Here is a 26,478-nt window from a genome sequence, read left to right as displayed (position 1 = left end):
GACTGCCACCATGGTTGATTCTTACGACGACTCCCTCGATGGGGAGAAAAGCAAAACCCAGGTCAAACGCGAGCTGCATGCTCTGGTTGACCTTGGCGAGCGCCTTACAACGCTCAAAAAAGACTTGATTGCCAAACTGCCACTGACCGACGAAATGCGCCGGGCCTTGGCCGATGCGCCTAAGCACACCGCGAATATCGCGCGCAAACGGCACATCATGTTCATCGGCAAGCTGATGCGCGATCAGGACACTGACGCCATTCTGGCCTTGCTCGATCAAACCGATGCCTCCACTCGCCAGTACAACGAACGCTTCCATAACCTGGAGCGCTGGCGTGATCGCCTGATCTCGGGCGATGACGCCGTGCTGGAAAAATTCGTATTGGACTATCCGGAAGCGGACCGCCAGCAATTGCGCTCCCTGATCCGTCAGGCCCAACACGAACAGGCGCATAACAAGGCGCCGGCCACCAGCCGTAAAATCTTCAAATACATCCGTGAGCTGGACGAGACTCAACGCGGTCTGCGCTGATCCTCTTCCCCGGGTGGCGACCTTCGCCACCCGAAGCTCTCGCGTTTACGACCCCGTGCCACCCACGGTGATCGCATCGATTTTCAAGGTTGGCTGGCCTACGCCCACCGGCACCGACTGCCCATCCTTCCCGCACGTGCCCACGCCGCTGTCCAGCGACAGGTCGTTACCGACCATCGACACCTTGCTCATGGCCTCCGGCCCATTACCGATCAATGTCGCGCCCTTGACCGGAGCGGTAATCTTGCCGTCTTCGATCAAGTACGCCTCGCTGGTAGAGAACACGAACTTGCCGCTGGTGATATCCACTTGCCCGCCACCGAGGTTGGCGCAGTAGATGCCGCGCTTGACCGAAGCAATGATTTCCGCCGGATCGCTTTCACCACCGAGCATGTAGGTGTTGGTCATGCGTGGCATCGGCAGGTGCGCATAGGATTCGCGGCGACCGTTGCCGGTGCGCGCCACACCCATCAGGCGGGCGTTGAGCTTGTCCTGCATATAGCCCTTGAGCACGCCGTTTTCGATCAGGGTGGTGCACTCCGTTGGCGTCCCTTCGTCATCCACACTCAACGAACCACGCCGACCGGCCAAGGTGCCGTCATCGACAATGGTGCACAGCTTGGATGCGACCATCTCGCCCATGCGCCCGCTGTAGGCGGAACTGCCCTTGCGGTTGAAGTCGCCTTCCAGCCCATGGCCCACCGCTTCATGCAACAACACACCGGACCAACCCGAGCCCAGCACCACCGGCAAGGTACCGGCCGGCGCCGGAATCGCTTCCAGGTTGACCAGTGCCTGGCGCAACGCTTCACGGGCATAGCCCATGGCGCGGTCTTCGGCGAGGAAATAACGGTAGTCGGTACGCCCGCCGCCGCCATGGCCACCGCGTTCGCGGCGACCGTTCTGCTCGACGATCACACTCACGTTGAAACGCACCAGTGGCCGCACATCGGCCGCCAGCCCGCCGTCGGTGGAGGCGACAAGGATGCGTTCCCACACACCGGCCATGCTCACGGTGACCTGCTGGATACGCGGGTCCAGGGCACGAGTAGCCGCGTCAACACGCTTGAGCAGCTCGACCTTCTCCGCGCGGCTGATCACTTCCAACGGATTATCCGGCGCGTACAGCTGAGCCACGTCCTGGGTACTGAACGCCTGCACCGTGCCGTTCTGGCCCGCGCGGGAAATCGAGCGCGCCGCACGCGCCGCCAGGCCCAGGGCCTCCAGGGTAATGGCGTTGCTGTAGGCAAAACCGGTTTTCTCGCCCGATTGCGCGCGCACGCCTACGCCTTGGTCAAGGTTGAAACTGCCTTCCTTGACGATGCCGTCTTCCAGCGCCCAGGACTCGGAAATCTGCCCCTGGAAATACAGGTCGGCCGCGTCGATCCCGGGCCCGGCCAGATCGCCCAGCACGGTTTGCAGATTTTCGATGGTCACGCCACCGGGTGCCAGGAGATGTTCACTGACTGAGGACAACAACTCGCTCATAGGTTTGGCCTTAAATTCATCGTTCTGAAGCAGGTCGCTGCGCGCCCTGCGAGAAAAAGCGCCGATGGTTGACCACCGGCATGCGCGCCCGTATCGACGCCTGTTCACTGCTGTCGCGTTCGGCCACCAGCACCGCTTCGCCTTGATCCTGCCGGGCCAGCACGCGCCCCCAGGGGTCGATAATCGCCGCGTGCCCATGGGTTTCCCGTGGCCCCGGGTGCACACCGCCCTGGGCGGCCGCCAGCAGGTAACACTGGGTTTCGATGGCCCGAGCGCGAATCAGCACATCCCAATGCGCAGCCCCGGTCACCGCTGTAAACGCCGAGGGCGCACTGATCAACTCAGCCCCCGCCGCACGCAGCTCGCTGTACAACTCGGGGAAGCGCAGGTCGTAACACACCGTCAGCCCCAAGCGCCCCACGGGCGTATCTGCCACGACCACATTGCTTCCGAAAGCATAGTCGTCGGATTCGCGATAGCGACCTCGGGCGTCCGCTACATCCACATCGAACAAGTGCAGCTTGTCGTAACGAGCGACGATTTCACCTCGGTCGTCGATCAGCAGCGAGCAGGCGTTGGGCTTGGCGTCCGGTTGATCCCTGGGTGGCAACGGTATTGTGCCCGCCACTATCCATAAGGTGAGGTCGCGAGCGGTCTGTTTCAACCAGGGCAGGATCGGGCCTTCACCCAGTGCCTCGGCGCGACCGATATCGGCCATGTCACGGCGGCCCATGGCGGCGAAGTTCTCCGGCAGCACCGCAAGCCTGGCGCCATCCGCCGCCGCGCGTTCCAGCAGGCGGCGTGCCTGGGCTAGGTTGGCCAGCACGTCACTCTGGCTGACCATTTGAGTTACCGCAAAGGACATGGGCCGACACTCCGTAAAGGGCATGCGGCCATGCTACTCCACAGCCTCTCAGTTTGGCTTTTCAAATGGCTTGTCGAAGGTGATTTTCGGGTCTTTCCATGGGCCTTGCACGGTGTACTGCACGCTGGCGAAGCGCGATACCCGGTCGCCGATCAACTTGTCGATCAGGAACAACGCACCGCCAATGGCCGGCGCGCCGACGATCAATGCGGCGATGGGCAGGTTGTTGGTGACCGGCAGGGTCACCAGCAACTTGGCATCGACGCGATCCGCCACCAGGTCCAGGGTGCCATTGAGCTCCAGGTTGGTAGACGGCCCGGTCATGGTGATGGGCTCACGGGTCACGAACACACCATCACTGGCCGCCAGCAAGCCCTTGACCCGGTCATAGCTCAAGCCCTTGCCGAGCAAGTCGGAGAAGTCCAGGCGCAAACGGCGGCCAATGGAATTGAAGTTAAGCAGGCCGAACACCCGCAGCGCCTGGGCGCCACCCTCCACTTCCACGAACTGGCCTTTGCGGAACGCCGCGTCCAGGCTACCGGAGAACCGCTTGGGCCCGACCCAGGCCGGCGAACCCGGCCAGCGACCATCCACGTCCAGATGAAAGTCCTCGCTGGTCACCGTGGGCGCAAACCCCCAACCTTTGAGCACGTCGGCAATGTTCTTGCCGTCCAGTCGCCCTTTGTACCAACTGCTGCTGGCCCCCGGCGCGCCTTCCCACCCACCGGCCCCGTTGAGTTGCATGCCTTTGAGGCCCAGGTTCAGGTTGTTGAAGGCCAGGCCCTTGGCGGTCGGCCGGATTTTCAGCGACCACGCGCCCACCAGGTCCGGGCCCTGGAACAGTTGGTCGATGGCGATATCCAGCGCGGGAATATCCTTGGGGTCGACATCGGCCAACGGGTCCGGCGCGTTCTCGTCAGCCTGCACAGTAGGGTCCACGGCAGGCAGCTTCACGTACTGCAGGTTGACGGCAATGGGCGCGCCCTTGGCATCCGGCAGATTCACCGTGCCCTTGGCTTGCTGGCTGTCGAACTGCAGGCCCCAGGCCACGGGCTTGCGATCCAGCTGCAGTTTGACCTGGTCGAACCGGGTACCGAAACCGGTCAGCTTGCCCACCTTGAAGTCGGCGCCACTGAGCAGTTGCTTGGCACTGCCGCCCGGATCGTTACCCGCGTAACGGTTCGCGAGTTTTTTCCACGGGTCGATATCCAGCTCGGAGAGCACCCCGCGAACACGCAGCCCCTTGGCGCCGGGCAATACCGCATCGCCATTGCCGAGAAACAATTCGCCGCGGCCATCATTGAAGTTATCCGGCGGCGCCGCGAAGGTGAAATTCGCCAGCTCTGCGTAATCAAACCAGTACCGCCGCTCAGCACCCTGCAAGGTCATGCGGAACGTACTGTCACGGCCCTGGCTCGCCGGCATGCCGAACGGCGCCGGCAAATCCACCGCAACGCCCTTGAGATTGGAGTCGACCATCAACTGACTGTCCGCGCCGTCCAGGATGACTTGCAACTGGTACGGGATATCGCCGGTCACAGGCAGCGGCTGGCTGATGTTCAACCAGTCCGTGAGCCGTTTGACCGTGACCTGCCCCTTGGCGGTGACGCGGGTGCTGACAGCGCCGGGCTTGCCTTCGGCAAAAATCTGCGCGGTGATCGGACGGTCAAACGCCTGCGCCGAAATATTCTGGCCACTCAAGCCTTTGGCGCTGTCGAAACGGAAGTCGCCCTTGAGCTGGGTCAGGTCCAGGGTGGGCTCCGCCAGTTGCAGGCGCGCCTTGTCGGTCTTGAAGTCGACCACGATTTTGGGTTCGGTGCCCTTGGCCAGGGGCACATCCAGGTCCAGGCTGCCTTGCAGGTTGCCCTCGCCCTTCCAGCCCGCGAAGGTGGTGGCGGTGCCGATAGGGGCTTCCTGAAGGATTTTCAGACCATCGCCCAAACCACCGGAGAATCCGCCGGTGAGCAGCAGGTGGCTGTCCTGGCCGGCCGGCGCGTGTGGGATATTGACGTAGACGTCCTTGACCTGGGTATCGAGCAACTGCCCCTTGCTGGCCAGGATGCGCACGCCGCTCTCCTCGACAAACACCTCACCCTTGACCTTGCTCACATGGGGCCAGCCCGGCTGGAACGCCAGCTCGGCATCGTGCACCTTGAAGAACAGGCTGATATTGCGTGAAGCCGGCAGCGCGTTGTGGCTCAGCGAGCCCTGGTACTGGAAGAAACCTTCGTCTACCGCGCCTTTGAGAATCGCCGTGCGCAACCACTCATCCAGCGCCGGGCTCAACACCGCGGGCAGATACTTGGGGGTGAAACGACCATCGCCATCGACCATGCCGACCCGCAGGTCCATGTAGTCCTCCTGGCTATGGTCGAAATGCAGGCGAATCAGGAAGTCCGCAGCGACCTTGCCTTCCTCCCCCAGCACCTTGATATACGGTGCGATGAGGGTGAAGCCCTGTTTGTCCAGCGTCCAGGTCAGGCGCGCATTGGCCTGGATGTACTGCCATGGCTTGGCGAAGATCGGCGACAGATGCAGGGAAAAGTCCTTGCTGTCCATGCGCAACTCGCCATGGCCCAGGTCGCCGCTGATGCTGCCGGACACATTGCGCGCGGCTGGCGCGCCAAAGTAAGCGTCAAAACCGACCCGCTCAAGGTTGGCGGCAAAACTGACTTTCTGATCGGTGCTGTCCTGTGGGCGGAAGTCCACGAGCACATTGCGCAACAGGCCGGTGGCTTTGAGGTGCTCGACGGCCTGGGCGAAACCTTCCGGCAGCGGTGCCAGGGCATTGAGCAATGGCGTGATGGGGGTCAGGTCGAGCCGGTCGGCTTGAAGTTTCCATACTTCCTGATCTTTCTCGGTCGCCAGGCTCTGCTGCAGTTGCAGGCGTGATTCCCAGCGGGTTTCGCCGATATTCATCGCCAGCGAATCAAACAGCACCTTGAGGCCGCCGTCGCTGCGTTGCACATAAGCGGTCAGGGCCAGGTTCTCGATGTGTACCGGCTTACGCTCGGCGTAGCTGCCCTTGACTTGCGGTGAATCGAGGCGCACCACGGCGCTTTGTACGGTGCCGTTGGCCCAGTTGAGCCAGAACTCACCGCCAGCCTTGAACTGGGTGAGCTTCCATTGTTGGGTCAGCCGGGACGGAATCCACTTGGCCCAGTCGCTTTGAGGCAGGCTCAGGTAGGCCTCGACCTGGGCGTCTTTCCATTGGCTGGCGCGCATACGGCTGCGCAGGGTAAAGGCGAGCGGTTGGCCGTCGGGTAATGTCAGGCGTGCGTCCACACGTTGCCGGGTCGTACCGGTGTGCAGGTTCAGGCCGACATAAGTCACGGTCACCGGCGCCCGGTCGAACGGTTGCAGCGTCACCTGGCTGTCCAGCACCGATACGCGCTTGACCATTTGCATGCGGGTGAGCAGTTGCTCCGGGTCCAGTGGCTGGTCGTCCTGTATCGGCAAGCCTTGCAGCGCCCAGCGACCGTCCTTGTCTTCCTTGACGCTCAACTGCAAGCCGCTGACTTGCAGATGGGCGATGCGCACTTCGCGGGCCATCAGGCTGGCCCAAAGATCGGGCACCACCTCGACCTGGTCCAGGCGCAACGCACTGCTGCCCTCGCCGACCATCACGTCATGGGCCAGCAATATTGGCGCAAAACCGCTCCAGCGGCCTTCGAGGCTGCCAATATGAACAGGCATCTGTACCGCCACCTGGGCCTTGGCTTCGACTTCAGCGCGGTATTCGGCCACCAGCGGGGTCAATTCACGCCCCAGGCTCACGTATACCGCCGCCACGACCAGCAGCAACGCACACAGGCCCAGTCCCCAACGGGTCAAAGCGGCAAAAAAGCGTATCAGACGCTCCATGTCAGGCGACCCTCAAAGCAGTAGTCGGACCACAGATCAGCGCCTGTCGGTCTCGAAAAGAGAAAACGAAAGGGGATCAGAGCAGCACCACGTCGTATTGTTCCTGGGAGTACATGGTTTCAACCTGAAAACGAATGGTGCGCCCGATAAAGCCCTCCAGTTCAGCGACGTTACCCGACTCTTCATCCAGCAGGCGATCCACCACTTTCTGGTTGGCGAGCACTCTATAACCTTCGGCCTGGTAGGCGCGCGCCTCGCGCAGGATTTCGCGGAAAATCTCGTAGCAAACCGTTTCCGGGGTCTTCAATTTACCGCGGCCCTGGCAACTGCTGCAGGGTTCGCACAGCACTTGCTCAAGGCTTTCGCGGGTGCGCTTGCGGGTCATCTGCACCAGCCCCAGCTCGGTGATGCCAATGATGTTGGTCTTGGCGTGGTCGCGCTCCAGCTGCTTTTCGAGCGTGCGCAGGACCTGGCGCTGGTGCTCGCCATCTTCCATGTCGATGAAGTCGATGATGATGATGCCGCCCAGGTTGCGCAGGCGCAGTTGGCGCGCAATCGCGGTGGCCGCTTCGAGGTTGGTCTTGAAGATGGTTTCTTCGAGGTTGCGGTGACCCACGAACGCGCCGGTGTTGACGTCGATGGTGGTCATGGCTTCCGCCGGGTCCACCACCAGATAGCCGCCGGATTTGAGCGGGACCTTGCGCTCCAGGGCTTTCTGGATTTCATCTTCGACGCCATACAGGTCAAAGATCGGCCGCTCGCCCGGGTAGTGCTCGAGGCGGTCGGCAATTTCCGGCATCAGCTCGGCGACAAATTGCGTGGTGCGCTGGAAGGTTTCCCGCGAGTCGATGCGAATTTTCTCGATCTTCGGGCTGACCAGATCGCGCAAGGTACGCAACGCCAGGCCGAGGTCTTCATAGATGACGCTTGGCGCGCCAATGGTCTGGATCTGCGCCGCGATCTGGTCCCACAGGCGCCGCAGGTAGCGGATATCCATCAGGATTTCATCGGCGCCCGCCCCCTCGGCGGCGGTACGCAGGATAAAACCACCGGCTTCCTTGATGCCTTCGGCGGCCACGCAGTCGCTGACCACCTTCTTCAGGCGCTCGCGCTCGGCTTCATCTTCGATCTTGAGGGAAATACCGACGTGGGCGGTACGCGGCATATACACCAGGTACCGCGAAGGAATCGACAATTGGGTGGTCAGCCGGGCGCCCTTGGACCCGATGGGGTCCTTGGTGACCTGCACCACCAGGCTCTGCCCTTCGTGCACCAGGGCGCTGATGCTTTCCACCGCCGGGCCTTCGCGCAGGGAGATTTCCGAAGCATGGATAAACGCGGCGCGGTCCAGGCCGATGTCGACGAAGGCCGCCTGCATGCCTGGCAATACGCGCACCACCTTGCCTTTATAGATATTGCCGACGATCCCGCGCTTCTGGGTACGCTCCACATGCACTTCTTGCAGAACACCGTTCTCTACCACCGCCACGCGCGATTCCATCGGCGTGATATTGATCAGAATCTCTTCACTCATGGCTGGGTCTCGTTCAGGCGTTTTCACAATAGTGACCGATCGCTTATGGCTTGGCGCGAAAGTAAAGGCGCTCAGCGCGCGGTAAGGTTTTGCCAACAGGGTATGCCGAATTGGCCCAGCAGTTGCGCGGTTTCGCACACCGGCAGGCCGACCACGGCGGAATAGCTGCCATTGAGTCCGGTGACGAACACCGAGCCAAGCCCCTGGATAGCATAGCCGCCGGCCTTGTCCTGGGGTTCGCCGCTGTGCCAGTAGGCCGTCGCCTCTTGGGCACAAATGTCGCGAAAAATTACACGGCTGCTGACACACCGGGTTTCACAGCGTTGGCCGTCGGTCAGGGCAATGGCCGTGAGGACTTCATGCTCACGCCCTGCCAGGGCCATCAACATCGCCAGCGCATCGGCCTGGTCCACCGGTTTGCCAAGAATCTTGCCATCGACGATAACCGCCGTATCGGCACCCAATACGCAGATGCCTGGGGTTTGCTCGAGCGCAGCCAAACCCGCCGCGGCCTTGCTTCGCGCCAGGCGCTCGACATAAGCCACAGGGGTTTCGTGTGTGAGAGGCGTTTCATCGATGGCGGCGCTGACCACGGTGAAAGGCACACCGATCTGGGTCAACAATTCACGTCGCCGCGGGGAGCCCGAGGCCAGATAAAGCACATTCATTGCAGACTCTCCCTGTAGGGTTCGATAACCAGGCAGAGCCTCGCAATCCATCAATTGATTTTATAGCGACGACGTAACCCACGCAGGCCGAAACTGATCCAGGGCCACAGCAATGCGCTGACCAGAGCCGGCAACACCAGTGCCAGGGTGGGCTGGCGATTGCCGGTCAAGGCACTGAGCCAGAGTTGAACAAGCTGCGCCAGGCCGAAGATCACCAGGATCACCAGGCACTGCTGCCACATCGGGAACATGCGCAAGCGCTGCTGCAACGACAGCACCAGGAAGGTAATCAGGGTCAGGATCAGTGCATTCTGGCCCAGCAAGGTGCCATAGAGCACGTCCTCTGCCAAACCCAGGCACATCGCCGTGACCATGCCTACTTTGTGCGGCAGGTTCAACGACCAGAACGCCAACAGCAGCGCCAGCCACAGCGGGCGCAGGATTTCCATGAATTGCGGCAGCGGTGAAACGCTGAGCAGCAAGCCGATGGCAAAGGTCAGCCAGACAATCCAGCCATTGCGCGAATGAGTGCTGGCCATTACTCCTCCCTCTGCCGCGTCGTGGCCGGGGCGGTTGTCGCGGGCCTCGCGGCAGGCGCGGTGGTCGCCGACGGTTTCGCCGGGCGGGCGCTGTGTGCTGCGGGCTTGGCCGGTGTGGCGACAGGCGCTGCGGTTGCGGGTACGGCCGCAGGCGCGGGTGGCCCCACGAACGCCGGTTTCGGCACGGTGGCGGGAATCACGGGGGCGGTGCCGTTCTGCTTGTCTTCCGCCTCCTGAGCCTGCGCCGCGTCATTGGCGCGCTCTTCCGGCGTGCGGTTGTCGCTGAACACCAATAGCAGGTAGCGGCTGCGGTTCAACGCGGCAGTCGGGACGGCACGCACAATGGCAAACGGCTGGCCGGAGTCATGGATGACCTCCTTGACCGTCGCCACCGGGTAGCCGGCCGGGAAGCGCTGACCCAGGCCGGAGCTGACCAGCAGGTCGCCCTCCTTGATGTCAGCGGTATCGGCCACGTGCCGCAACTCCAGGCGTTCCGGATTACCGGTGCCGCTGGCAATCGCGCGCAAGCCGTTGCGATTGACCTGCACGGGGATGCTGTGGGTGGTGTCCGTCAACAGCAGGACCCGCGAAGTGTAGGGCATCAGCTCGACCACCTGGCCCATCAGGCCACGGGCATCGAGCACCGGCTGGCCGAGCACCACGCCGTCGCGCTCGCCCTTGTTGATGATGATGCGATGGGTAAAGGGATTGGGGTCCATGCCGATCAACTCGGCCACTTCGACCTTTTCGTTGACCAGCGCAGAAGAATTGAGCAACTCGCGCAGCCGAACGTTCTGCTCGGTGAGGGCTGCCAGCTTTTGCATGCGGCCCTGCAACAGCAGGTTTTCGGTCTTGAGTTTTTCGTTCTCGGCGACCAGCTCGGTGCGGCTGCCGAATTGGCTGGCCACGCCCTGGTAGAGACGTTGCGGCAGGTCGGTGATCCAGTAAGTCTGCATCAACACCAGCGACATCTGGCTACGCACAGGCTTGAGCAACGAAAAGCGCGCATCGACCACCATCAGCGCGACCGAAAGCACGGTCAGCACCAACAAGCGCACGCCCAATGAGGGGCCTTTGGCAAAGAGCGGTTTAATAGGCCGCTCCTCCCAGGCAAATGTTCTCTTTATTCATACGGCATCAAACCGGCCTGGATGCAGATTGAAGAAGATAAACGCCAACAGGCAGCACTGCAAAGTGCTGCCTGCCGACCCAGCATGAACCGTCCAGGCGATCTTATTCGCTGGAGAGCAGGTCCATGGTGTGTTTATCCATCATTTCCAGTGCACGACCGCCGCCACGGGCAACGCAGGTCAGCGGGTCTTCGGCGACGATCACCGGCAGGCCGGTTTCCTGGGCCAGCAACTTGTCGAGGTCGCGCAGCAAGGCGCCACCGCCGGTCAATACCAGGCCACGCTCGGCAATATCGGAAGCCAGTTCCGGTGGCGACTGCTCCAGGGCGCTCTTCACCGCCTGGACGATGGTGGCCAGGGACTCTTGCAGCGCTTCCAGCACTTCATTGGAGTTCAGCGTGAAGGCACGTGGCACACCTTCGGCCAGGTTGCGACCGCGAACATCGACTTCGCGAACTTCGCCGCCCGGGTAGGCGGTACCGATTTCCTGCTTGATGCGCTCGGCGGTGGATTCGCCGATCAGGCTGCCGTAGTTACGACGCACATACGTGATGATCGCTTCGTCGAAGCGATCGCCGCCAACGCGTACGGATTCGGCATACACCACACCGTTCAGGGAAATCAGGGCGATCTCGGTGGTACCGCCACCGATATCCACCACCATCGAACCACGGGCCTCTTCAACCGGCAGGCCGGCGCCGATTGCGGCGGCCATCGGTTCTTCGATCAGGAACACTTCGCGGGCACCGGCACCAAGGGCCGATTCACGGATGGCACGACGCTCCACCTGGGTGGACTTGCACGGGACGCAGATCAGCACACGAGGGCTGGGCTGCAGAAAACTGTTTTCGTGAACCTTGTTGATGAAGTACTGCAGCATCTTCTCGCAGACACTGAAGTCGGCGATCACGCCGTCTTTCATCGGACGAATGGCAGCAATATTGCCGGGTGTACGGCCGAGCATGCGCTTGGCCTCGGTGCCAACGGCAACGACACTTTTCTGATTACCATGGGTCCGAATGGCCACAACCGATGGCTCATTCAGAACGATACCGCGCTCGCGCACGTAAATAAGGGTGTTGGCAGTGCCCAGGTCAATGGAAAGATCGCTGGAAAACATGCCACGCAGTTTCTTGAACATGGGAAAGGGACCCTAGGCAACGCGTGGGTAAAAAAGTGCGGCAAACTCTAACAACGACAGGGATTTTGGGCAAGGCGCCAATGTGCTAAATTGGCCGACTTTCTGTGCACCAACCCCCACAATCGCGGCCTTATGACCGTAGAAATGCGGTAGTGTTCCGACAATCTAACACACGGACGCCCTCCGTTCTGTTTTCCACTGGAGAATCCCATGGCGCTTGAACGCTCCGACGTGGAAAAAATCGCGCATCTGGCCTCGCTTGGCCTCAATGACGCCGATCTTCCACAGACCACCGCAGCCCTGAACAGCATTCTCGGGCTGGTTGACCAAATGCAGGCCGTCAATACCGACGGCATCGAGCCCCTGGCTCACCCGCTGGAAGCCAGTCAGCGCCTGCGCGCAGACGTCGTGACCGAGCGCAATAACCGCGAGGCCTACCAGTCCATCGCGCCAGCGGTCGAAAACGGCCTGTACCTGGTTCCGAAAGTCATCGACTAAAGGGAAAGAGCCTTTCATGCATCACATGACTCTGGCCGAGATCGCCCGCGGTCTCGCCGACAAAACGTTTTCTTCCGAAGAGCTGACCAAGACCCTGCTGGCGCGCATTGCCGAGCTGGACCCCAAGGTCAACAGCTTCATCAGCCTCACCCAGGAGCTGGCCCTGAGCCAGGCCAGGGCCGCCGACGAGCGGCGCGCCAACGGTGAAGACGGCGCACTGCTGGGCGCCCCGATCGCCCACAAGGACCTGTTCTGCACCCAGGGCATTCGCACCAGTTGCGGCTCGAAGATGCTCGACAACTTCAAGGCGCCCTACGACGCTACCGTGGTCGCCAAGCTGGCCGCCGCCGGGGCCGTGACCCTGGGCAAGACCAACATGGACGAGTTCGCCATGGGTTCGGCCAACGAGTCGAGCTACTACGGCGCAGTGAAAAACCCGTGGAACCTGGCTCACGTACCCGGCGGTTCCTCCGGTGGTTCGGCTGCGGCCGTGGCCGCACGCTTCCTGCCCGCCGCGACGGCAACCGACACCGGTGGTTCGATCCGCCAGCCGGCAGCCTTCACCAACCTCACCGGCCTGAAGCCGACCTACGGTCGCGTTTCCCGCTGGGGCATGATCGCCTACGCTTCGAGTCTCGATCAGGGTGGCCCTCTGGCACGTACCGCTGAAGACTGCGCAATTTTGTTACAAGGCATGGCAGGCTTCGATAAACAGGACTCCACCAGCATCGATGAGCCGGTGCCGGACTACAGCGCCAGCCTGAATGACTCGATCAAGGGTCTGCGCATCGGCGTGCCAAAAGAGTATTTCAGCGCCGGCCTCGACCCGCGAATCGCCGATCTGGTGCACAACAGCATCAAAGAGCTGGAGAAGCTTGGCGCGGTGATCAAGGAAATCAGCCTGCCGAACAACCAGCACGCGATTCCCGCCTACTACGTGATCGCGCCGGCAGAGGCGTCTTCGAACCTGTCGCGTTTCGACGGTGTGCGCTTTGGCTATCGCTGCGAAAACCCGAAAGACCTCACCGATCTGTACAAACGCTCCCGTGGCGAAGGCTTCGGCGCCGAAGTGCAACGCCGGATCATGGTCGGTGCCTATGCGCTGTCCGCCGGCTACTACGACGCGTACTACCTCAAGGCGCAGAAGATCCGTCGCCTGATCAAGAACGACTTCATGGCTGCCTTTGAAGAAGTCGACGTGATCCTCGGCCCGACCACGCCGAACCCGGCGTGGAAGATCGGCGCCAAGACCGGCGACCCGATCGCCGAGTACCTGGAAGACCTCTACACCATCACCGCCAACCTCGCGGGCTTGCCGGGCTTGTCCATGCCCGCCGGTTTCGTCGATGGCCTGCCGGTCGGCGTGCAATTGCTCGCCCCGTATTTCCAGGAAGGCCGCCTGCTCAATGTGGCGCACCAGTACCAGTTGCACACCGACTGGCACACTCGCACCCCTACCGGCTTCTGAGGAGAACACTATGCAATGGGAAGTTGTGATCGGGCTGGAGATTCATACCCAGCTCGCCACCCAATCGAAGATTTTCTCCGGCAGCGCCACCACGTTCGGCGCAGGGCCCAACACCCAGGCCAGCCTCGTAGACCTGGGCATGCCCGGCGTGCTGCCGGTGCTGAACCAGGAAGCGGTGCGCATGGCGGTGATGTTCGGCCTGGCGATTGACGCCGAGATCGGCCAGCACAACGTGTTCGCGCGCAAGAACTACTTTTACCCGGACCTGCCCAAGGGCTACCAGATCAGCCAGATGGAGCTGCCGATCGTCGGCAAGGGCCACCTGGACATTCCCCTGGAAGACGGCACCATCAAGCGTGTCGGCGTCACCCGTGCGCACCTTGAAGAAGACGCCGGCAAGAGTCTGCATGAAGAATTTCCCGGCGCCACCGGTATCGACCTGAACCGTGCCGGCACGCCGTTGCTGGAAATCGTCTCCGAACCGGACATGCGCAGCGCCAAGGAAGCCGTGGCCTACGTCAAGACGATCCACGCGCTGGTGCGCTACCTGGGCATCTGCGACGGCAACATGGCCGAAGGCTCGCTGCGCTGCGACTGCAACGTGTCGATCCGTCCCAAGGGCCAGACCGAATACGGCACCCGTTGCGAGATCAAGAACGTCAACTCGTTCCGCTTCATCGAGAAGGCGATCAACAGCGAAGTGCGTCGCCAGATCGAGCTGATCGAGGACGGCGGCAAGGTCATCCAGCAAACGCGCCTGTACGATCCGAACAAAGACGAAACCCGCGCCATGCGCAGCAAAGAGGAAGCCAACGACTACCGTTACTTCCCCGACCCGGACCTGTTGCCGGTGGTGCTGGAAGATTCGTTCCTCAACGATATCCGCGCCACCCTGCCGGAGCTGCCGCAGCAAAAACGCGAGCGCTTCCAGGCGCAGTTCGGCCTGTCGGTCTACGACGCCAGCGTGCTGGCCTCCAGCCGCGAGCAAGCCAACTACTTCGAGAAAGTCGTGGGCATTGCCGGCGACGCCAAGCTGGCGGCCAACTGGGTCATGGTCGAACTGGGCAGCCTGTTGAACAAGCAAGGCCTGGAAATCGACGAAGCTCCGGTCAGCGCCGAGCAACTGGGCGGCATGCTGCTGCGCATCAAGGACAACACCATCTCCGGCAAGATCGCCAAGACCGTGTTCGAAGCGATGGCCGCCGGTGAAGGCAGCGCCGATGAAATCATCGACAAGCGTGGCCTCAAGCAAGTGACCGACAGCGGCGCAATTTCGGCCGTGCTCGATGAAATGCTCGCGGCGAATGCCGAACAGGTCGAACAATATCGTGCGGCGGACGACGCCAAGCGCGGCAAGATGTTCGGCTTCTTCGTCGGCCAGGCGATGAAAGCATCCAAAGGCAAGGCCAACCCGCAACAAGTCAACGAACTGCTCAAAAGCAAGCTCGAAGGCTGATGGTAGAAAACGGTCCGAGTAGGCTTTGATGCTCGGCTCGGACCAATGTGGGAGGGGGCTTACCCCCGATGAGGGTGTGTCAGTCGGCACATGCATTGACTGCTGCACCGCTATCGGGGGCAAGCCCCCTCCCACATTTGTGATTGGGGACATTTGAAATGAAGCGTCTACTCGGCCTGCTGGCCCTGTCTTCCCTGCTGAGCGGTTGCGCCAGCGGCCTCATCGACCCCAAAGGCTATGACGAAACCGGCACCGCCTCCTACTACGGCGCCAAGCACCATGGCCAACGAACTGCCAGCGGCGAAGCCTTCAACCAGAACGCCATGACCGCCGCCCATCGGCGCCTGCCCTTCGGCACCCAGGTCAAGGTGACCAATCTCGCCAACAACCGCTCTGTGGTGGTACGTATCAATGATCGCGGCCCGCATAGCCGCGGCCGCCTGATCGACCTTTCACGCAAGGCCGCCGAGCAACTGCGTATGCTGGGCAGCGGCACCGCACGGGTGCGCGTGCAAGCCCTGAACAACTGATCGAGGCCGCCTTGAGTATTTTCGGATTGAACGCCCTCTCGCCCTGGAGCCTGCTCGAACTGGTCAGCGGCTTGCTGCTGCTGATCGTCGGCGCTGAAATCCTGGTGCGGGCTGCGGTGCGCCTGGCTGCCAGCCTCAAGGTGCGCCCCTTGATCATCGGCCTGAGCATCGTCGCCTTCGGCAGCAGCGCGCCACAGATGGCCGTCAGCCTGCAAGCCACCCTGGCCGGCAACACCGATATCGCCGTAGGCAGCGTGATCGGCAGCAGCATCTTCAATATCCTCGTCACCCTGGGCTTGTCGGCGTTGATCATTCCGTTACGGGTGTCGCGACAACTGGTGCGCCTGGATATCCCGGTGATGATCGTCGCCGGCCTGCTGGTGCTCATCCTCGCCGCCAATGAGGCACTGACGCCGCTTGACGGCCTGGTGCTGCTGGTTGCGCTGGTGGCCTACCTCGGCGTACTGCACTACCAGACGCGCCACTCACGGCGTCCGCGATCGCTGGCCACCGTGACCAGGGCGCCCTGGCTGAGCAGCGTGCTGTTGATGCTTGGCGGGTTGCTCGTGCTGGTGCTGGCCGGGCACTTGCTGCTGGGGGCGGCCGTGGAGGTGGCGAGCGACCTGGGCTTGTCGGAGCGCATTATCGGCCTGACATTGATCGGCGTCGGCACCTCGCTGCCCGGCCTGGCCACGTCGCTGATCGCCGCCTTGCGTGGCGAGCGGGAGATTGCCGTGGGCAATGTGATCGGCAGCAACCTGTTCAACCTGCTGGGCGTGCTGGGTTTTACCGCCCTGGTGGCGCCGTCGCCGCTGTCGGTGTCGCCCAACGCCCTGGACTTCGACCTGCCGGTCATGCTCGGCGCCATCACCCTGTGCCTGCCGGTGTTCTATACCGGCTACCGCGTCACCCGCGCCGAAGGGCTGGTGTTGCTGGGGCTGTACCTCGCGTATGGCCTGCATGTAATGGCATTTACTACCGGCATGCCCCTGGCGACCAAGCTTGAACAATTGATGCTGTTTTACGTCCTGCCGGCGTTAGTGGTGGTGCTGTTGTTCACGTCGCTGCGCGCCTGGCACCGTCAACACAAGAGGGAATCGCAATGAGCGCTCAGAAAAAGCCAGGGGTTGAAGTGCGTCGCCAGGTCATGGGCGATGTATTCGTCGACCGCGCCCTGGGTAATGCCACCGAGTTCAGCCAGCCGCTGCAGGACTACGTCAATGAACACGCCTGGGGCAGTGTGTGGAATCGCGAGGGCTTGCCGCTCAAGACGCGCAGTCTGATTACCCTCGCCGCCCTGACCGCGCTCAAATGCCCGCAGGAACTCAAGGGCCATGTGCGCGGCGCGTTGAACAATGGCTGTACGGTTGAAGAGATTCGCGAAGCACTGCTGCATTGCGCGGTGTATGCCGGCGTACCGGCGGCAATCGATGCGTTTCGTGCGGCGCAGGAAGTGATTGAGGCGTACCAGGCGGATCAGCGGTAACGGTCAGATCCAGCCGCCCGCCTGCAACACAAAGATGCCGATGTTCGTGGTCACCGCCGCCATCAGGGTGGTGATCACGATAATCGCCGCCGCCAGTTCATGATTCCCCTCGGCCGCCCTGGCCATCACGAAGCTCGCCGCCGCCGTCGGCGCGCCGAAGTACAGAAACAGAATCCCCAGCTCCGGCCCACGGAAACCCAGCAGCCACGCGCCCAGTGTGGCGATCACCGGCAACCACACCATCTTCATCAGGCTCGCGCTCAAGGCCATGTTGCCGCTCTTGCGCAGCGCCGCGAGGGACAAGGTGCCGCCTATGCAGATCAGCGCCAGGGGCAGTGTCGTGTCCGCGAGGTAGCCCAGGGATTTTTCCAGCCAGCCGGGCAGGCCGATCTGGAAGTACGCAAACGGCGCGGCAACGATCACGCTGATGATCAGCGGGTTGGCCACCACACTCTTGAAGATACTCCACGGGTCGGACTTGATCACCGGGCTGTATACCGCCAGCACAATGGTCGACAGGGTGTTGTAGAACAGGATCACCAACGCCGCGAGAATCGCACCGAGGGAAATCCCATAGTCGCCGTACATGCTGGCAGCCAGCGCCAGGCCGATCACGCCGTTATTGCCGCGAAACGCGCCCTGGGTGTAGATGCCCCGGTCTTCGCGCTTGCAGCGAAAAATCGCCCAGCCCCACGCCATGGCAAAGCTCACCAACGTGGCCACGGCGAAGTAAATCAGCAAACCCGGCTTGAGCGCCGAATGCAGGTCGGCATGCAGGATGCCCAGGAACAGCAGCGCCGGCATGGTGACGTTGAACACCAGGGATGAGGCGGTGTGGATAAAGTTGTCGTTGATCCAGTTGATGCGCTTGAGCAGCACACCCAGAAACAGCATGGCGAACACCGGCGCGGTGATGGTCAGGGTGGTGAGGAAGATTGCCAGCATGCCGGGGAGAACCTTGGGGCGTCATTAGATGGCTAATGATAAGCCATGGAGGCCGTGTCGTCTGGTCTACCGCTATCGGGGGCAAGCCCCCTCCCACACTTGACCGAGTTCTAACGTTGAAAGCGGTCGAATGTGGGAGGGGGCTTGCCCCCGATTGCAGGCAACTCAGTCTCAGGTAATCGGCGCCGGGTTGAACAACGTAATGTCGTTATGCAGCTTGTGCCGCTCCGCCCACGTCTGCTTCCTGCCGCTGGCCACGTCCAGGTAGAAATGAAACAGCTCCCAGCCCAGTTCCTCGATACTCGCGCGCCCGATGGCGATGCGCCCGGCGTCGATATCGATCAGGTCCGGCCAGCGTTGCGCCAACTCAGTACGCGTCGAGACCTTTACCACTGGCGCCATCGCCAACCCATAAGGCGTGCCGCGCCCGGTGGTGAAGACATGCAGGTTCATCCCCGCCGCCAGTTGCAAGGTGCCGCATACGAAGTCACTGGCCGGGGTTGCGCAAAAAATCAGGCCCTTGGTTTTGAAGCGCTCGCCTGGGCCGAGCACGCCGTTGATCGCGCTGCTGCCGGACTTGACGATGGAGCCCAAGGACTTCTCGACGATATTCGACAGCCCGCCCTTTTTGTTACCCGGCGTGGTATTGGCGCTGCGATCCGCCTCGCCTTTGGCCAGGTAACGGTCGTACCAGTCCATTTCCCTGACCAGTTCCTGGGCCACTTCCTGGCTTTGCGCCCGTGAAGTCAGCAGGTAAATGGCGTCGCGCACTTCCGTCACTTCGGAAAACATCACCGTCGCGCCAGCGCGCAGCAACAGGTCGGATGCATAACCCAGCGCCGGATTGGCGGTGATACCGGAAAACGCGTCACTGCCGCCGCATTGCATGCCCAGGATCAGCTCGGACGCGGGTACCGTTTCACGGCGGCGCTGGTCGAGTTTTTTCAAGCGGACTTCGGCCAGCGCCATGATCTGCTCGATCATTTCGGTAAAGCCGTGGCTGGAATCCTGCAACCGGTACAGCCAGGGCTCGCTCAGGTCGACGGAGCTGTCGTTGTCGTGCATCACTTGCCCGGCCTGCAATTTCTCGCAGCCCAGGCTGATCACCAGGGCTTCGCCGCCCAGGTTCGGGTTGCGCGCCAGGTTGCGCACGGTACGGATCGGGATGTAGGCATCCGTGGCCGTGATCGCCACGCCGCAGCCGTAGCTATGCGTCAGCGCCACCACATCATCGACGTGCGGGTACTTGGGCAGCAATTGATCCTTGATGCGCTTGACCGCATGATCCAGCACGCCGGTCACGCACTGCACCGTAGTGGTGATACCCAGGATATTGCGCGTGCCCACGGTGCCGTCAGCGTTGCGATAGCCCTCGAAGGTGAACCCCTCCAGCGGCGCCTGGGTTTCGGGTACGTCGGTGGACAGCGGGAGGCTGTCCAGCGGCGGCGCGGTGGGCATGCGCAACTGGTCTTCCTGCACCCAACTGCCACGCGGGATCGGTGCCAGGGCATAGCCGATCGTCTGGCCGTAGCGAATGATCCGGCCGCCTTCGGGGATATCTTCCAGGGTCACTTTGTGGCTTTGAGGGATGAAATCCACAGTGACCAGGCCGTCCGGGAATTCGGTCCCGGCCGGTACGCCCTGGTCGTTCACCACGATCACCACATTGTCGCGCTCGTGCAAACGAATCGAGCGCGGCGAGTCGGCATGTTCAATCAACTGCATCACACGAACCTCAGGAATGCGCTTGGGAAAGGTGGGTCAGCTCAGGGCCTTTGCTTGGCGGTTCCTTGAGCACCACACGCTTGATCGGGCCGACGATCACCAGGTAGCTGAATACCGCCACCAGCGCGTTGGCGCCGACGAACACCAGGGCCCATTTGAACGAGCCGGTGGTGCTGATGATGTAGCCGATGACAATTGGCGTGGTGATGGAGGCCAGGTTACCGAAGGTATTGAACAAGCCACCACTGAGGCCGGCGATTTGTTTCGGTGAGGTGTCGGACACCACCGCCCAGCCCAGTGCGCCAACGCCCTTGCCGAAGAAGGCCAGCGCCATGAAGCCCACCACCATCCATTCAACGTCGACGTAGTTACACGCAATGATACTGCTGGACACCAGCAGGCCCGCAATGATCGGCGCCTTGCGGGCGAAGGTCAGGGAATGGCCCTTGCGCAGCAGATAATCGGAAATAACCCCGCCCAGCACGCCGCCGATAAAGCCGCAGATCGCCGGCAGCGAGGCAATGAAACCGGCCTTGAGGATGTTCATGCCACGGTCCTGCACCAGGTACACAGGGAACCAGGTCAGGAAGAAGTACGTGATGCCGTTGATGCAGTATTGACCCAGGTACACGCCAAGCATCATGCGGTTGGTCAGCAACTGGCGGATGTAATCCCACTTCGGTCCATCGGTTTTCTTACCCTTGCCCTTGTCCTGGTCCATATCCACCATGGCGCCATTGGCGGCAATGTGATTGAGCTCCGCTTCGTTGATCATCGGGTGCTGGCGCGGGCTGTGGATAACTTTCAGCCAGATCAGGGAGAACACGATGCCAATCACGCCCATCACGACAAACACGTGCTGCCAGCCGAAGCGATAAACGATCCAGCCCATCAGCGGCGCGAACAACACCGTGGCGAAGTACTGCGCCGAGTTGAAGATCGCCGACGCCGTACCGCGCTCGGCCGTAGGGAACCAGGCCGCCACAATCCGTGCGTTACCGGGGAAGGATGGCGCTTCGGCCAGGCCCACCATAAAGCGCAGCATGAACAGTGCAACCACGGCGGTCGAGACACCGAACTCACCGACGTAGCCTTGCAGCACGGTGAACAGTGACCAGGTAAAGATGCTCAGGGCATAGACTTTTTTCGAGCCGAACCGGTCGAGCAGCCAACCACCAGGGATTTGCCCGGCTACGTAGGCCCAACCGAATGCAGAGAAGATGTAGCCGAGGGTGACCGCGTCGATGCCGAGGTCTTTTTGCAGGCTGGAACCGGCGATGGCGATAGTTGCACGGTCGGCGTAGTTGATCGTGGTCACCAGAAACAGCATGAGCAGGATCAAATAGCGGACGTGAGTCGGCTTGGTCGCTTGCATGTAGAAGTACTCCCACTAATTATTTTTTTTGCGGGTAATGGTTATGTCTTACTGGGTGCCACCCCTGTAGGAGCGAGCTCGCTCGCGAAAAACTCACAGGCACCGCGGGCATCCTGAATGCCCGCGTAATCGTTGACGTTCTTCGCGAGCAAGCTCGCTCCTCCAGTGGAACGGGTGCTACGACCCGATATAGCTAGTCTTTACTACGGTGTAGAACTCTTGTGCATAGCGACCCTGCTCACGCGAACCGTAGGACGAACCCTTACGGCCACCGAACGGAACGTGGTAGTCCACCCCGGCGGTCGGCAAGTTGACCATGACCATCCCGGCCTGGGAATGGCGCTTGAAGTGGTTGGCATACTTCAGGGAAGTGGTGGCGATACCTGCCGAGAGACCGAACTCGGTGTCGTTGGCCATGGCCAGCGCCGCCTCGTAGTCGGCTACACGCACCACGTTGGCCACCGGACCGAAAATCTCTTCACGGCTGATGCGCATGGCCGCTTCGCTGTCGGCAAACAGCGTCGGCGCCAGGTAGTAGCCCTCGGTGTCGCAGGTCACCAGAGCGCCGCCGCTGACCAGCCGTGCGCCTTCGTTCTGGCCGATGTCGATGTACTTCATGTCCTGGTCCAACTGAGCCTGGGAAACCACCGGGCCAATGTCGGTGCCGCTGTTGAGTGCATGGCCGACCTTGATCGACTTCATGCGTTCGGCCATGGCCGCGACGAACTGGTCATGGATGCCGGCAGTGACGATCAGGCGGCTGGACGCGGTGCAGCGCTGGCCGGTCGAGTAAAACGCGCTCTGCACCGACAGCTCGACGGCCTGCTTGAGGTCGGCATCGTCGAGAATGATCTGCGGGTTCTTGCCGCCCATTTCCAACTGCACCTTGGCCTGGCGCGATACGCAGTTGACGGCGATCTGACGGCCCACACCGACGGAACCGGTGAAGCTGATGCCATCGACTTTAGGGCTGTTGACCAGCACATCGCCCACCACGCGACCGCTGCCCATCACCAGGTTGAACACGCCGGCCGGGAAACCGGCGCGGGAAATGATGTCGGCCAGGGCCCATGCACAACCGGGTACCAGTTCGGCCGGTTTGATCACCACGCAGTTGCCATAGGCCAGGGCCGGGGCGATTTTCCAGGCCGGGATGGCGATCGGGAAGTTCCACGGTGTGATCAAGCCGACCACGCCGAGGGCTTCACGGGTGACTTCAACGTTGACGCCTGGGCGCACCGACGGCACGTAGTCGCCAGACAGGCGCAAGCACTCACCGGCGAAGAATTTGAAGATGTTACCGGCGCGCGTGACCTCGCCGATGGCTTCGGGCAGGGTCTTGCCCTCTTCCCGGGCCAGCAGCGTGCCAAGCTCTTCGCGACGGGCAAGGATTTCGCTGCCGACTTTATCCAGCGCGTCGTGGCGCGCCTGAATACCGGACGTGGACCACGCCGGAAATGCCGCGCGGGCAGCTTCGATAGCGGCGTTGACTTGGGCGACGTCAGCCTTGGCGTATTCGCCGATCACATCGGAAAGATCCGACGGGTTGATATTGGTGCAGTAGTCGGCGCCGGTTACCCATTCACCGTTGATGTAGTTGTCAAAACGCTTGGCTTGAGACACGAATCTTCTCCTGACGCAAAAGGCCGCTGATTGCTCAGCGGCCTTGTTGATAAGTTATTGCGCGCCTTGCTTGTCGATCAGCGCAGCCAGGGCTTCGTATTCTTCCGGCAGCAGATCGGTCAGCGGAGTGCGCACCGGGCCGGCGTCGTAGCCGGCGATTTTCGCACCGGCCTTGACGATGCTCACGGCATAACCGGCCTTGCGGTTACGGATGTCCAGGTAAGGCAGGAAGAAATCGTCAATGATCCTGGAAACGGTGGCCTGATCATCCTTGGCAATCGCGTGGTAGAAATCCATCGCGGTTTTCGGAATGAAGTTGAACACCGCCGAGGAATACACCGGCACGCCCAGGGCCTTGTAGGCAGCGGCGTAAACCTCTGCAGTCGGCAGGCCGCCGAGGTAGCTGAAACGATCGCCGAGACGACGGCGGATCGACACCATCAACTCGATGTCACCCAGGCCATCCTTGTAGCCGATCAGGTTCGGGCAGCGCTCGGCCAGGCGTTCCAGCAGCGGCGCGGTCAGACGGCAGACATTGCGGTTGTACACCACCACGCCGATCTTGACCGATTTGCACACCGCCTCAACGTGGGCGGCAACGCCGTCCTGGCTGGCTTCAGTCAAGTAGTGCGGCAGCAGCAGCAGGCCTTTGGCGCCCAGGCGCTCGGCTTCTTGAGCGTACTCGATGGCCTGGCGGGTCGCGCCCCCGACACCGGCCAGAATCGGCACACTGGTGGCGCAGGTATCAACAGCGGTCTTCACCACTTGGGAATATTCGCTGGCGGCCAGGGAGAAAAACTCACCGGTGCCGCCTGCGGCGAACAGCGCTGTGGCGCCATACGGGGCCAGCCATTCCAGGCGCTTGATATAGCCCGCCTGGTGAAAATCACCCTGGGCAGTGAAATCGGTCACCGGGAAAGACAGCAGACCGTGGGAGAGGATGGACTTCAGTTCTTGTGGATTCATTATTCGAACACCCTGGGTGAAGACTTTCTGAGGAAAGCGTTGTTGTTGGTTTAAATGATGTCGTACGTCATCGTACAACTATAAAAAGATTCGTCAACTGCAATTCTCAGCACTCATCTCAAGCTCGCCTCTGCAAAAGGTTTCTTGACGTAAGAAATTTCCGACCTATGATCCTTTTAACTGTATGGATATACAGTTTTTAGCCAGAATCTTACGACATAAGCAAGGAGCTAACATGTCAGGACTTGAATACGCTGCACCCACAAAGAAGCCCCCGACCCTGCGCTTCGAAGGCGCTGAACATACCGCCATAGGCGACGACACGCTGTTGCGTTTTGCCAGGGATGCCGCATCCATCCCTGCCCGAGAGGTACAACTGCATTTGCCCAACGGGCTGGCGCTGACCTATGGCCAAGTGATTGCCCTGGGTGGCGATTTCTACGCAATTCCCGGCCAACCGATCAGCGATGGCGCCTCCCCTCCCGACCGCGTGCAACGCTTCATCGCAGCCTTTGATTCACTGGCAGTCCTGCCTGCTTCGCGGGAAGAAGCAGGCAAGATCCTGGCGGTGATGCAAAAAGAGATCAACGCGGTGAATCAGGCGATCAAAGAAGGAAAGCAACCCCATGAAGCCTATGACGCCTTGGGTGATACGTTGTCAGAGGAGTGGAACCGTATCACCGGTGGCGGCAGCGCCGTTTCTGCGCTGATCCCACTGGGGCGCTACCTGAAACTGGCGGCGGACAATGCCGACCATTTTGGCGAATGGGCATTGTCCGCCTACCTGGCCGGTCATACCGCGGCCCTGCAACAGGCCGTGGTCGCTCATCAAACCGGCACCGACCAGGCATTGGAATTGGCGTACGCCATGAACGGCTTTGCCGACCACTTCCTCACCGATCTGTTTTCGGCCGGCCACCTGCGCGTCCCACGCAAGCAACTGGCGGCGGTGGTCACGCCTGGAGAGCTGGGGTCGCTGATTAGCCGCTTCATGCATGACGAAGACAGCAAATTCGGGCTCAAGGTGCGCAATGCCTTGGGGGATCAGTGGCACGCGTATGGGGATAAACGCTATTTCGACGCCATTGATGCGGACAATCGGGCGCAGGTCAAACGTGCGGTGCAGGCTTCGGCGGATGAAATTTTCGAGACGTTCATCAGCGGTGTAGCGCCCTCCCCGGCCAGCTTCAAGGCGCCGTTGTCTGTTCCGGATCTGAACGCTGTGCAGAACCCGGCCAATAACTTCTCGCCGTTGTTCAAGATGCAAGGCGACAAGGTACTGCGCCGTAAGGATGTGAATGACCTGAACGACAAGCGGTGGACGAATGATTGGTGGGGATGGAGTACGTATTTGTTGCTCAAGGATTACAAGCCGAATAACCCGCAGTCTTGAGATAACCATAGCCCATGCATGCAATCGCATGCATGGGCCCGTTCGTCGACACTGTTAATTCTGACAGTATCGCAGTGAGCCAACGGCCGTTAGTTTGCATTAGACCGCCGGGGCTCTCTCAGCAGCAACAAGCAATGCAGTCACCTCGGAGGTCGCAACTCATCCTGAAATTAATGAGGCTTATCATGGCTACTAAAAAGTGCACCTTCAAATCCCGCTCCAACAAATCCAAAGCTGCCACTCATGACTTTGACGTCGCCCTTCTGCCCAACATCGGAGATACCATTGAACTTGAGGGTGATCCGGCTCAGGAGGTCGTAGCCAAAAACTTCGTAATCATCGGGGGCGACGTTGTGCAAATCGACTTCACCTTCGCCTGAACGAGTTAATCGCTGTTACCAGAATTACCCCCGCTGCGCCTCAGCCTCTTCATGGGCATGGCGCAGCCTCTCCCGACTGTTGGTCAAATGCAAGCGCATCGCCGCCCGCGCCGCGTCCGAGTCCTGACGCGCGATCGCCTCATAAATCTCTTCATGCTCACGACTCAAGCGCCCCATGTAATGCTGCTGGTCGTCATGGGCCAGGCGCGCCGAATTCAGGCGGGTACGCGGAATGATGCTGGTGCCCAGGTGGGTCATGATGTCGGTGAAGTAACGGTTACCGGTGGACAGCGCAATTTCCAGGTGGAATGCAAAGTCTGACGCCACCGCATCACCGGCATGGGCCGCGCTTTCATTCAGCGCATCGAGGGCGGCACGCATGGCTGCCAGTTGCTCGTCACTGCGGCGCAAGGCAGCCAGGCCTGCGGACTCCACTTCCAGGCTGATGCGCAATTCGAGAATCGCCAACACATCGCGCAGCGTCACCACGGTGGCCGGGTCGATGCGAAAACCACTCGGGCTCGGCGTGTCCAATACGAACGTACCGATACCGTGCCGCGTCTCCACCTGTCCCGCTGCCTGCAAGCGCGAAATCGCCTCGCGCACCACGGTACGGCTGACGCCATGGGCCTCCATGATCGCCGATTCGGTGGGCAGCTTGTCGCCACGCTTGAGCTGACCGTCGCGGATTTGTTCGGACAACACCGTGACCAATTCCTGGGCAAGGCTGCGACGCTTGCGGGGAAGACGGGGGACGGCGTTGGCGTTTTCCATGATGAGTCATCTTTCTCGGTGAACTGAAGACGCATCATAGCCCAAGGCGGTTGTACGATCACCGTTCCTGTCGCGACTTTCATGCCTGTGCGGCAGGC

General features: G+C 61.3%; 23 protein-coding genes. 9 read left to right on the top strand and 14 right to left on the bottom strand.

Annotation, left to right across the window (positions count from 1 at the left end):
* Nucleotides 1-10 precede the first annotated feature (10 nt).
* A complete protein-coding gene (gene yjgA, locus BFQ04_RS15725) occupies nucleotides 11-532 on the top strand; it encodes a ribosome biogenesis factor YjgA (RefSeq protein ID WP_065885777.1) in 522 nt (173 codons plus the stop codon).
* 45 nt (nucleotides 533-577) lie between these two features.
* Here the strand turns inward: yjgA and tldD are convergent, their stop codons facing one another.
* The 8 genes from tldD to mreB all read right to left on the bottom strand — a co-directional run bounded on the left by tldD (nucleotide 578) and on the right by mreB (nucleotide 11,761).
* Complete coding sequence (gene tldD / locus BFQ04_RS15720; RefSeq protein WP_065892647.1) at nucleotides 578-2,020, bottom strand: metalloprotease TldD; 1,443 nt, start codon at nucleotides 2,018-2,020, stop codon at nucleotides 578-580.
* Nucleotides 2,021-2,036: 16 nt separating this feature from the next.
* Nucleotides 2,037-2,885 carry a carbon-nitrogen hydrolase family protein gene (locus BFQ04_RS15715; protein WP_065951610.1) on the bottom strand — a complete coding sequence of 283 codons (849 nt, stop codon included), beginning with the start codon at nucleotides 2,883-2,885 and terminating at the stop codon, nucleotides 2,037-2,039.
* Nucleotides 2,886-2,933: 48 nt separating this feature from the next.
* On the bottom strand, nucleotides 2,934-6,749 hold the full coding sequence (locus BFQ04_RS15710) for a YhdP family protein (RefSeq protein ID WP_065951609.1): 3,816 nt from the start codon (nucleotides 6,747-6,749) through the stop codon (nucleotides 2,934-2,936).
* Nucleotides 6,750-6,825: 76 nt separating this feature from the next.
* Complete coding sequence (gene rng / locus BFQ04_RS15705; RefSeq protein ID WP_065885774.1) at nucleotides 6,826-8,283, bottom strand: ribonuclease G; 1,458 nt, start codon at nucleotides 8,281-8,283, stop codon at nucleotides 6,826-6,828.
* A 71-nt stretch (nucleotides 8,284-8,354) separates the two neighbouring features.
* Nucleotides 8,355-8,951, bottom strand: a complete 597-nt coding sequence (locus BFQ04_RS15700) for a Maf family protein (protein WP_065951608.1) — start codon at nucleotides 8,949-8,951, stop codon at nucleotides 8,355-8,357.
* A 50-nt stretch (nucleotides 8,952-9,001) separates the two neighbouring features.
* The gene (mreD, locus tag BFQ04_RS15695; protein WP_043048570.1) at nucleotides 9,002-9,490 is read right to left on the bottom strand and encodes a rod shape-determining protein MreD; all 489 of its coding nucleotides are present in this window, start codon (nucleotides 9,488-9,490) and stop codon (nucleotides 9,002-9,004) included.
* Nucleotides 9,490-10,584: a rod shape-determining protein MreC gene (mreC, locus tag BFQ04_RS15690; RefSeq protein ID WP_083217996.1), complete on the bottom strand. Its 1,095-nt coding sequence runs from the start codon at nucleotides 10,582-10,584 to the stop codon at nucleotides 9,490-9,492. The genes mreD and mreC overlap by 1 nt, the downstream gene beginning before the upstream one ends.
* Nucleotides 10,585-10,723: 139 nt before the next feature.
* A complete protein-coding gene (gene mreB / locus BFQ04_RS15685; protein WP_002555108.1) occupies nucleotides 10,724-11,761 on the bottom strand; it encodes a rod shape-determining protein MreB in 1,038 nt (345 codons plus the stop codon).
* Between the two features lie 210 nt (nucleotides 11,762-11,971).
* Here mreB and gatC point away from each other — a divergent pair, with 210 nt between their 5' ends.
* The 6 genes from gatC to BFQ04_RS15655 all read left to right on the top strand — a co-directional run bounded on the left by gatC (nucleotide 11,972) and on the right by BFQ04_RS15655 (nucleotide 17,199).
* On the top strand, nucleotides 11,972-12,259 hold the full coding sequence (gene gatC, locus BFQ04_RS15680; RefSeq protein ID WP_003188556.1) for an Asp-tRNA(Asn)/Glu-tRNA(Gln) amidotransferase subunit GatC: 288 nt from the start codon (nucleotides 11,972-11,974) through the stop codon (nucleotides 12,257-12,259).
* Between the two features lie 16 nt (nucleotides 12,260-12,275).
* On the top strand, nucleotides 12,276-13,727 hold the full coding sequence (gene gatA / locus BFQ04_RS15675) for an Asp-tRNA(Asn)/Glu-tRNA(Gln) amidotransferase subunit GatA (RefSeq protein WP_065951606.1): 1,452 nt from the start codon (nucleotides 12,276-12,278) through the stop codon (nucleotides 13,725-13,727).
* Between the two features lie 10 nt (nucleotides 13,728-13,737).
* A complete protein-coding gene (gene gatB / locus BFQ04_RS15670; RefSeq protein ID WP_065951605.1) occupies nucleotides 13,738-15,183 on the top strand; it encodes an Asp-tRNA(Asn)/Glu-tRNA(Gln) amidotransferase subunit GatB in 1,446 nt (481 codons plus the stop codon).
* Between the two features lie 158 nt (nucleotides 15,184-15,341).
* Nucleotides 15,342-15,713, top strand: coding sequence for a septal ring lytic transglycosylase RlpA family protein (locus BFQ04_RS15665; RefSeq protein ID WP_065951604.1), 372 nt, complete (start codon nucleotides 15,342-15,344; stop codon nucleotides 15,711-15,713).
* A gap of 26 nt (nucleotides 15,714-15,739) precedes the next feature.
* The gene (locus BFQ04_RS15660; protein ID WP_065951603.1) at nucleotides 15,740-16,819 is read left to right on the top strand and encodes a calcium/sodium antiporter; all 1,080 of its coding nucleotides are present in this window, start codon (nucleotides 15,740-15,742) and stop codon (nucleotides 16,817-16,819) included.
* Nucleotides 16,816-17,199, top strand: a complete 384-nt coding sequence (locus BFQ04_RS15655) for a carboxymuconolactone decarboxylase family protein (RefSeq protein ID WP_065951602.1) — start codon at nucleotides 16,816-16,818, stop codon at nucleotides 17,197-17,199. Before BFQ04_RS15660 ends, BFQ04_RS15655 begins: the two co-directional genes overlap by 4 nt.
* A 3-nt stretch (nucleotides 17,200-17,202) precedes the next feature.
* On the opposite strand, the gene BFQ04_RS15650 is transcribed toward BFQ04_RS15655, so the two are convergent.
* From BFQ04_RS15650 to kdgD, 5 genes are all read right to left on the bottom strand, one after another.
* Complete coding sequence (locus BFQ04_RS15650) at nucleotides 17,203-18,144, bottom strand: AEC family transporter (protein WP_065951601.1); 942 nt, start codon at nucleotides 18,142-18,144, stop codon at nucleotides 17,203-17,205.
* Nucleotides 18,145-18,315: 171 nt separating this feature from the next.
* Nucleotides 18,316-19,869, bottom strand: a complete 1,554-nt coding sequence (gene garD, locus BFQ04_RS15645; protein ID WP_065951600.1) for a galactarate dehydratase — start codon at nucleotides 19,867-19,869, stop codon at nucleotides 18,316-18,318.
* Nucleotides 19,870-19,879: 10 nt separating this feature from the next.
* A complete protein-coding gene (locus BFQ04_RS15640; protein WP_065951599.1) occupies nucleotides 19,880-21,244 on the bottom strand; it encodes an MFS transporter in 1,365 nt (454 codons plus the stop codon).
* 177 nt (nucleotides 21,245-21,421) lie between these two features.
* Nucleotides 21,422-22,867 carry an aldehyde dehydrogenase family protein gene (locus tag BFQ04_RS15635; RefSeq protein WP_065951598.1) on the bottom strand — a complete coding sequence of 482 codons (1,446 nt, stop codon included), beginning with the start codon at nucleotides 22,865-22,867 and terminating at the stop codon, nucleotides 21,422-21,424.
* A gap of 54 nt (nucleotides 22,868-22,921) precedes the next feature.
* Nucleotides 22,922-23,833, bottom strand: a complete 912-nt coding sequence (gene kdgD, locus BFQ04_RS15630) for a 5-dehydro-4-deoxyglucarate dehydratase (protein ID WP_065951597.1) — start codon at nucleotides 23,831-23,833, stop codon at nucleotides 22,922-22,924.
* A 235-nt stretch (nucleotides 23,834-24,068) separates the two neighbouring features.
* On the opposite strand from kdgD, the gene BFQ04_RS15625 reads away from it, so the two are divergent.
* Both BFQ04_RS15625 and BFQ04_RS29345 read left to right on the top strand, forming a co-directional pair.
* Entirely contained in the window at nucleotides 24,069-25,226 is a 1,158-nt protein-coding gene (locus BFQ04_RS15625; RefSeq protein WP_065951596.1) for a phospholipase, read from the top strand.
* A 185-nt stretch (nucleotides 25,227-25,411) separates the two neighbouring features.
* Nucleotides 25,412-25,606, top strand: coding sequence for a hypothetical protein (locus BFQ04_RS29345; RefSeq protein WP_139111935.1), 195 nt, complete (start codon nucleotides 25,412-25,414; stop codon nucleotides 25,604-25,606).
* A 24-nt stretch (nucleotides 25,607-25,630) separates the two neighbouring features.
* On the opposite strand, the gene BFQ04_RS15615 is transcribed toward BFQ04_RS29345, so the two are convergent.
* Nucleotides 25,631-26,380 (bottom strand): FadR/GntR family transcriptional regulator, encoded by a 750-nt coding sequence (locus BFQ04_RS15615; RefSeq protein WP_065951594.1) that lies wholly within the window; start codon nucleotides 26,378-26,380, stop codon nucleotides 25,631-25,633.
* Nucleotides 26,381-26,478: the final 98 nt, after the last annotated feature.

The organism is Pseudomonas sp. 37 R 15, assembly GCF_900004865.1.
GTDB lineage: Bacteria > Pseudomonadota > Gammaproteobacteria > Pseudomonadales > Pseudomonadaceae > Aquipseudomonas > Aquipseudomonas fluorescens_AM.
Note: the sequence above shows the minus strand (reverse complement) of the source record. Positions and strands in the feature narration are given on the sequence as shown.

Excerpts from the sequence above, each read along its gene's own strand:
- yjgA (WP_065885777.1), top strand. The coding sequence starts at position 11 with ATGGTTGATTCTTACGACGACTCCCTCGATGGGGAGAAAAGCAAAACC.
- tldD (WP_065892647.1), bottom strand. The coding sequence starts at position 2,020 with ATGAGCGAGTTGTTGTCCTCAGTCAGTGAACATCTCCTGGCACCCGGT.
- BFQ04_RS15715 (WP_065951610.1), bottom strand. The coding sequence starts at position 2,885 with ATGTCCTTTGCGGTAACTCAAATGGTCAGCCAGAGTGACGTGCTGGCC.
- BFQ04_RS15710 (WP_065951609.1), bottom strand. The coding sequence starts at position 6,749 with ATGGAGCGTCTGATACGCTTTTTTGCCGCTTTGACCCGTTGGGGACTG.
- rng (WP_065885774.1), bottom strand. The coding sequence starts at position 8,283 with ATGAGTGAAGAGATTCTGATCAATATCACGCCGATGGAATCGCGCGTG.
- BFQ04_RS15700 (WP_065951608.1), bottom strand. The coding sequence starts at position 8,951 with ATGAATGTGCTTTATCTGGCCTCGGGCTCCCCGCGGCGACGTGAATTG.
- mreD (WP_043048570.1), bottom strand. The coding sequence starts at position 9,490 with ATGGCCAGCACTCATTCGCGCAATGGCTGGATTGTCTGGCTGACCTTT.
- mreB (WP_002555108.1), bottom strand. The coding sequence starts at position 11,761 with ATGTTCAAGAAACTGCGTGGCATGTTTTCCAGCGATCTTTCCATTGAC.
- gatC (WP_003188556.1), top strand. The coding sequence starts at position 11,972 with ATGGCGCTTGAACGCTCCGACGTGGAAAAAATCGCGCATCTGGCCTCG.
- gatA (WP_065951606.1), top strand. The coding sequence starts at position 12,276 with ATGCATCACATGACTCTGGCCGAGATCGCCCGCGGTCTCGCCGACAAA.
- gatB (WP_065951605.1), top strand. The coding sequence starts at position 13,738 with ATGCAATGGGAAGTTGTGATCGGGCTGGAGATTCATACCCAGCTCGCC.
- BFQ04_RS15665 (WP_065951604.1), top strand. The coding sequence starts at position 15,342 with ATGAAGCGTCTACTCGGCCTGCTGGCCCTGTCTTCCCTGCTGAGCGGT.
- BFQ04_RS15655 (WP_065951602.1), top strand. The coding sequence starts at position 16,816 with ATGAGCGCTCAGAAAAAGCCAGGGGTTGAAGTGCGTCGCCAGGTCATG.
- BFQ04_RS15650 (WP_065951601.1), bottom strand. The coding sequence starts at position 18,144 with ATGCTGGCAATCTTCCTCACCACCCTGACCATCACCGCGCCGGTGTTC.
- garD (WP_065951600.1), bottom strand. The coding sequence starts at position 19,869 with ATGCAGTTGATTGAACATGCCGACTCGCCGCGCTCGATTCGTTTGCAC.
- BFQ04_RS15640 (WP_065951599.1), bottom strand. The coding sequence starts at position 21,244 with ATGCAAGCGACCAAGCCGACTCACGTCCGCTATTTGATCCTGCTCATG.
- kdgD (WP_065951597.1), bottom strand. The coding sequence starts at position 23,833 with ATGAATCCACAAGAACTGAAGTCCATCCTCTCCCACGGTCTGCTGTCT.
- BFQ04_RS15625 (WP_065951596.1), top strand. The coding sequence starts at position 24,069 with ATGTCAGGACTTGAATACGCTGCACCCACAAAGAAGCCCCCGACCCTG.
- BFQ04_RS29345 (WP_139111935.1), top strand. The coding sequence starts at position 25,412 with ATGGCTACTAAAAAGTGCACCTTCAAATCCCGCTCCAACAAATCCAAA.
- BFQ04_RS15615 (WP_065951594.1), bottom strand. The coding sequence starts at position 26,380 with ATGGAAAACGCCAACGCCGTCCCCCGTCTTCCCCGCAAGCGTCGCAGC.